A 5,870-nucleotide genomic window follows, 5' to 3' on the forward strand; every position below is an offset into this window, starting at 1 on the left:
ATACTTAAGTAATAAAAAATGATGATTCCAGAAACTCATCTGAGTATTGTTGTACAGCATAATTAACTATGATAATACTATAATCTGCTAATAGTCGATAAAAATGACTACTTTTCACAACTCCATGGTTAAATTAACATAATTTCATACGATTAAAAGTATAGTTTTATTATGGTTGAATTGAATAAAGTTTGGGATAGTAGTTAGAAAGATTTGGAGGAAAAGAAATTGGCTAATCAAAACAATAAAATTCCTCGCGCGACTTTGAAACGATTACCCTTATATTACCGATTCGTGAATACCCTTCAAGAAAAAGGGATAGATAGAGTAAATTCTAAAACAATCAGTGAAGCATTGGATATTGATTCAGCTACCATCAGAAGAGATTTTTCATATTTTGGTGAGCTGGGTAAAAAAGGTTATGGTTACAATGTGGAGAGTTTATTAGAATTTTTTAAAGGCGAAATCAGCGAAAGTGATGTAATTCGTATTGGTTTAGTCGGCGTAGGGAACTTAGGGAAAGCATTGCTTTCATATAACTTCTCAATCCACGATGATATGGTGATTACAGAAGCGTTTGATATTGACGATGATGTAGTCGGTACGCAAATTGGAAAAGTTGTAGTTAAAGACATGGATGCCATTCATGATATTTTGAAACAAGGCAACTTAGATGTAGTGATTATCACGACACCTGGCAGAGCAGCACAAGAGGTTGCTGATCAACTTGTAGCTAGTAATGTGAAAGGTATCTTAAACTTTACACCTTCTCGTATCGATGTACCTGATAATGTGTCAGTACATCATATTGATTTAGGGGTAGAATTACAGTCTTTACTCTTCTTTATGAATAATATGAATCGTAAATAAAAAAAGGAGTTTGCATGAATTTTCATTCAACGCAAACTCCTTTTTTATATTAAGCTTTTTGAACTGTAATAGTCCAAGAAGCATCTCCTAATTGTTCGTAATTTGTTACAGGATAAGATTTTTCAGCTGCCCAGTTTGGGATAGCTTCTGTTGCTTGTGTGCAGTCAAAGTCAATTTTCAATTCGTCTCCGACTTCTAATTCTTCCATTTTCTTTTGTGCTTCGATAAGAGGGAAGGGACAAACCATTCCGACTGTTCCTAGTTCGTATAACATAGCTTCATTCTCCTTTGTTTAAAACTTTATATTCGTTATGACTATTTTAACTTAATTATGATTGAGTTGCAGGTCTTGAAGCAGTCGTTTTAGCAGGTGCTTTACGCAATGCTTTCATTGGTTTAATAAAGATGAAGTAACTCATTAACCAAGTACCTAAAATCATTGATGCAAGTGCAATCCAGCCTTGCCAAGATAAAGCTGCTGTTGCCACTAAGCCGTTACCAATAGAGCAACCGCCAGCTACTGATGCGCCGAATCCCATTAATGCTCCGCCGATAACACTATTTCTTAAAGTCTTTTTGTCCGGTAATCTCCAAGCAAATTCTCGTGAACCTTTAGCTGCAATATAAGATCCGATGAAGATACCTAATACTAAGAATACGCCCCAGTCTAAGAATGATGTTTTACCTGTGATGATAAATTGTACTAAGTTTGAAGAAGGGGTAGTGATACCTAAACCACCTTCACGGCCTGCTGAATAACTCATTGGCCAAGCAAGTAGTGCAATTAATCCGACAACAATTGCTGCTACGAATGGGTGGAATTTCTTTTCAAAGAAGAAGTGGCGTACACCTGTGAATTTTTGTTTTAATTTAGGGACTGCAATTTTCGGTTTAGGTTTACGTACTGTTTTAACAACGAAGAATACTGTGATTGCTGTGATGACAATAACCCAAACCCAAGCAGGAATACCTGTGCTTGTTGACATATCTGCATTAACATTAGTTTTTGAGTTAAGACCTTCCATCACTGGTTTAAGCAATCCTGCTTTCGTAATAGCTGAGAATACTGCATAAGCTACTAATGCTAACCAGCTGCCGATAAGACCTTCACCAGCACGGTAGTAAGTACCAGTGGCACAACCGCCAGCTAATACAATTCCAACACCGAATACAAATGATCCAATAATTGTTCCGATAATTGGGAATGTTCCGTTATCTAAAGGTTTACCAATTATCGCTGTGAAAGCTAATAAACCAATCGCTTGAACAGAAATTGCAATGAGTAAAGCGTAAAACATTTTATTATTTTTTTGAACATACATATCTCTAAATCCGCCGGCTAAACAAAATCGTGTCCGCTGCATGACAAATCCAAGTAAACTCCCCACAATTAGACCGCTGATAATCATCCAAATCATTTAATCCCTCTTTTCCGATAATGTTGATAAGGTTTATCCTAATATACAATTGACTAAATTGCAAGGGTATAATTTTACCCTAAATTATTAAATGTTTGATTACAAGAGTTATCTTATAAAATTGATATAAATGTCATTGATTGAAATCAGTATGAAAAAGAGGATAGGTGGGTGTTTATAAATATGCTAAAATAAAAGAAATGATAATTAACGTTTAATTAGGAGGACATGGTTGATGCAAGATTGGATAAATGAAGTAGAAATTCAACGAATAGAACAACTCCCAACTGAAAGAATTGCCGAACTCAAAGATAAGTTCGCGTCTTCACCTTATAAACAAAAATTCCACTTACAGCCGCCATTTGGTTCAGCAGGAAAGCCGAATGGTCTATTATATGATGGCAACCGCTATTTAATAAGTCATGTATGGTATCCATTTACGATTAATAATGGGCTAAGTTATAGTTATGCTTATCAAACTCCTGATTTAATTCAATATCCTACAGAACAAATTATATTAAAACCAGATGGATTATATGATGATGAGGGGATAAAAGGCGGTAGTGCCATAGAAATCGATCAACAAACACATTTGTTATATTCTGCTAAAAGTAAAGCGACTTCTATTGAAGCACCCTTTACTCAACTGCACGCGGTGAAAGATCGAACAGGTGAAATTGAAAAATATGAGAAACCAATAAGTCTTGAAGTACCTGAAGGTTATGTTGACAATGCACAAGATCCTAAAGTGTTTGAAAAAGATGGACAGCGTTATGCATTGTTGAGTGCACAAACAGAAAAAGGACAAGGAAGATTATTAGCTTATCATGCGGATAATTTGAATCAATGGCAATTAATTGCACCTGTCCATACGAACCTTTCTCATTTTGGTGATTATTGGCATGCATCGGATTATTTCACTATGAATGGTTATGATATTTTAACCTTTACAGCTGAAAATGCTGAACACACATTTAAAGCAGGGTATTTAATGGGCCACTTACATTTCCATAACTTTAAAATGAATCATGGTGATTTTAAATTATGGGATGACGGTTTTGGCTTTGTCTTTCCTCAAACGTTCGAAGATGCTGAAGGTTCACGTGTGTTGATTGGATTATTAAAAACGGAAGGTGATTATGAACATTTACCTGAAATCGCACAAGTGCCTTGTCTTTCTATTCCAAGACAACTTACTATGCGTCATGGAAAAATATATCAAGCTCCGCATTCAAGTTTGAAACAATTAAGATATAATGAAGAAACAGCCTTAGGTTATGCGAATAAATTTGCGAAACAGCTTCACCCTTATGAAGGTGACAACTTTGAATTGCAAATTGATATTTTAGAAAATGATGCGACTGAAATCTATTTTGAAGTAAAAGTCTCAAAATGGAATTCGACGAAAGTGACGTATAATACACATTCTCGTTTAGTGACATTGGATTGCAGTGAAAGTGGGGAAGTGCCGCTTGAACATGCAGAAACGAAATGTTCAGTACAGCTGAGTCAAGATTTAGAGCATCTGCAAATTTTTGTAGATCAATCTAGCATTGAAGTTTTCTGCAATCATGGCGAGCGAGTGATGTCTTCGCGTATCTTTCCACCAGAAAATAGTAAGGGAATTCGTGTAGGCACAGAATCAGGGCAAGCTTATTTAAAATTTACGAAATATGACTTGCATGGTGTGTATGAAGTAGAAGAAAACCTAGAATAAAAAAACTTTATAAATAGGTATAAAAAGAAGGGCTGAAATCAATTGCGATTTCAGCCCTGTTTAATTAGATTTTCTTTAAGTTTCTTACTGAGATATAACAGTGTTCACCATTTTTGAAGTAGACTTCACGCTCTTTCGAAATCACTTCTTCGATGTTATTGCGATTGATGACATAACTGTTGTGGCAACGAAAGAAGCGGTCATCTAATTGACTTAAATCTTTTAAATTGCCATAAAACTCAATTTGACGGTTATCTAAATGCGCAATTAAGCGATGTGATTTAGCAGAAGATTCAAAGAACATGACATCATCATAATTGACATAAACAGAATTGCTGCCACGTTTCAGTTCGATTGTTTCAAGACTAGATTCTTTTGAAAGCAGCTGTAGTCTCGTTAAGGCTGTTTCTATACAATCGATAATTCTAGATTTCATTTCTGAAGGGTCATCCTTAAAGATAAAGTCCATAGCTGCTACTTTATAAACAAAAGTAAGGTAAGTAAGTTCACTATGACTAGTAATAAAGATAATGCTGCCGACAGAATCATAATTTCTCAGTTCACTGCCAAGTTTAATACCGTTAATATCAGAATCTAGTTGAATATCTAAGAAGTAACAACAAATTTCATTAGTAGCCTTAGCGAATTCTAATACTTCATAAGGATCACCTGTTGATAGCGCAACTTCTAAAGGTTTTTCTTCAATCATAATATAGTTTTCAATGATGGATTCAATGTGTTCACGTTGTTGTACATCATCTTCGCATATAATAATCTTCACGTTTATTTCACATCCTCGTGCTCTGTATTCATGATTTCAAGTTTTTGTATAAAGTAATGATTTTCAATCACTGTATCTAATAAGACATTATCTGTTTGATCTATAATTTCTCTTAATGTTGATAGCCCTAAACCTCGATTTGGACCTTTAGTAGAAAAGTTTTCTTTAAACAGTTCATGAACTTTAGGTATATCTTTCGCACATTTATTCATCACAATAATCATTACGGCGTCTTCATTTTTCATAAAGCCGATTTGAATTAAAGGATCATCAATTTCAGTGGAAGCTTCAATTGCATTATCTAAAATAATGCCCATTACTCTCGATAAATCAATCATGTCTAATGAAATATGATGTATCTCATCAGGTACTTCAACACTTACTCTGATATTATTTTCTTGTGCTTGAATAATTTTAGTCGTTAATAAACCTTTTAACTCTCGAATTTGTAGACGTTCAAGCCCATTGATTTTAAACGAATTCGTCTGCATATTGTCTTTAAGCGGGACAATATGTTTTTCAAAATAAGCTCTCAAACCTGGCATATCATCATCACGGATATACTCAGACATTGAAAGCAATATATTAACATAATCGTGTCTGAACTTACGCATGTCATTATTAATTTTTTCAATACGTAACGTGTATTTATAATAATTTTCTAGCTCGTCAAGTTGTCTCGTATACTTCAGTTCTCTCAATAGCGTAAAACTGATTACGAAGAATAAGATCACTACTGCGAGAATAAATGAAATGTATAATATAACCATCAATTGTAAGCTCTTAAAAGTGCTAATATTTTTAGGCATAAATGTAAACAAAGAAATGAAAATACTAGCTAAAAAAATAGAAACAACTGATAAATATAACTTGTTGGTTGATAAATAAGACTTTTTTAATTTTTGTATAATAAAACGGACCAGGTAAGCTAATATAAGCGATGTAACTGTAAATAAAAATAAATAAACCGCATAAACAATAATAATATTAGTTTTTTCCTGATCAAGTATTAAGAATGAAGAGATGGCAGAAAGGTTCCCTAAATAAATAATGAGAACACTTCCTACCATAGTCAGAATAGAAT

At 34.0% G+C, this 5,870-nt stretch carries 6 protein-coding genes; 2 read left to right on the forward strand and 4 right to left on the reverse strand.

Translation table 11 applies throughout. The features are described 5' to 3' along the window. The first annotated feature begins 228 nt into the window (after positions 1–228). Positions 229–870: a redox-sensing transcriptional repressor Rex gene (locus BU038_RS11660; protein WP_107606161.1), complete on the forward strand. Its 642-nt coding sequence runs from the start codon at positions 229–231 to the stop codon at positions 868–870. Positions 871–919: 49 nt separating this feature from the next. Here the strand turns inward: BU038_RS11660 and BU038_RS11665 are convergent, their stop codons facing one another. Next, positions 920–1,144, reverse strand: coding sequence for a sulfurtransferase TusA family protein (locus BU038_RS11665; protein ID WP_107606162.1), 225 nt, complete (start codon positions 1,142–1,144; stop codon positions 920–922). A 55-nt stretch (positions 1,145–1,199) separates the two neighbouring features. Next, on the reverse strand, positions 1,200–2,288 hold the full coding sequence (locus BU038_RS11670; protein ID WP_107606163.1) for a YeeE/YedE family protein: 1,089 nt from the start codon (positions 2,286–2,288) through the stop codon (positions 1,200–1,202). Positions 2,289–2,523: 235 nt separating this feature from the next. On the opposite strand from BU038_RS11670, the gene BU038_RS11675 reads away from it, so the two are divergent. Further along, the gene (locus tag BU038_RS11675; RefSeq protein ID WP_107606164.1) at positions 2,524–4,005 is read left to right on the forward strand and encodes a GH32 C-terminal domain-containing protein; all 1,482 of its coding nucleotides are present in this window, start codon (positions 2,524–2,526) and stop codon (positions 4,003–4,005) included. Positions 4,006–4,069: 64 nt separating this feature from the next. Here BU038_RS11675 and agrA read toward each other — a convergent pair whose 3' ends face one another. Both agrA and agrC read right to left on the reverse strand, forming a co-directional pair. After that, positions 4,070–4,786 (reverse strand): quorum-sensing response regulator AgrA, encoded by a 717-nt coding sequence (gene agrA, locus BU038_RS11680; protein WP_002481723.1) that lies wholly within the window; start codon positions 4,784–4,786, stop codon positions 4,070–4,072. A 2-nt stretch (positions 4,787–4,788) separates the two neighbouring features. Next, positions 4,789–5,870 (reverse strand): quorum-sensing sensor histidine kinase AgrC (gene agrC / locus BU038_RS11685; protein WP_107606165.1); only part of this gene is annotated, 1,082 nt, incomplete at its 5' end.

Source organism: Staphylococcus simulans (assembly GCF_003043455.1).
In the GTDB taxonomy this organism is placed as follows: Bacteria; Bacillota; Bacilli; order Staphylococcales; family Staphylococcaceae; genus Staphylococcus; species Staphylococcus simulans_A.

Excerpts from the sequence above, each read along its gene's own strand:
- BU038_RS11665 (WP_107606162.1), bottom strand. The coding sequence starts at position 1,144 with ATGTTATACGAACTAGGAACAGTCGGAATGGTTTGTCCCTTCCCTCTT.
- BU038_RS11670 (WP_107606163.1), bottom strand. The coding sequence starts at position 2,288 with ATGATTTGGATGATTATCAGCGGTCTAATTGTGGGGAGTTTACTTGGA.
- BU038_RS11675 (WP_107606164.1), top strand. The coding sequence starts at position 2,524 with ATGCAAGATTGGATAAATGAAGTAGAAATTCAACGAATAGAACAACTC.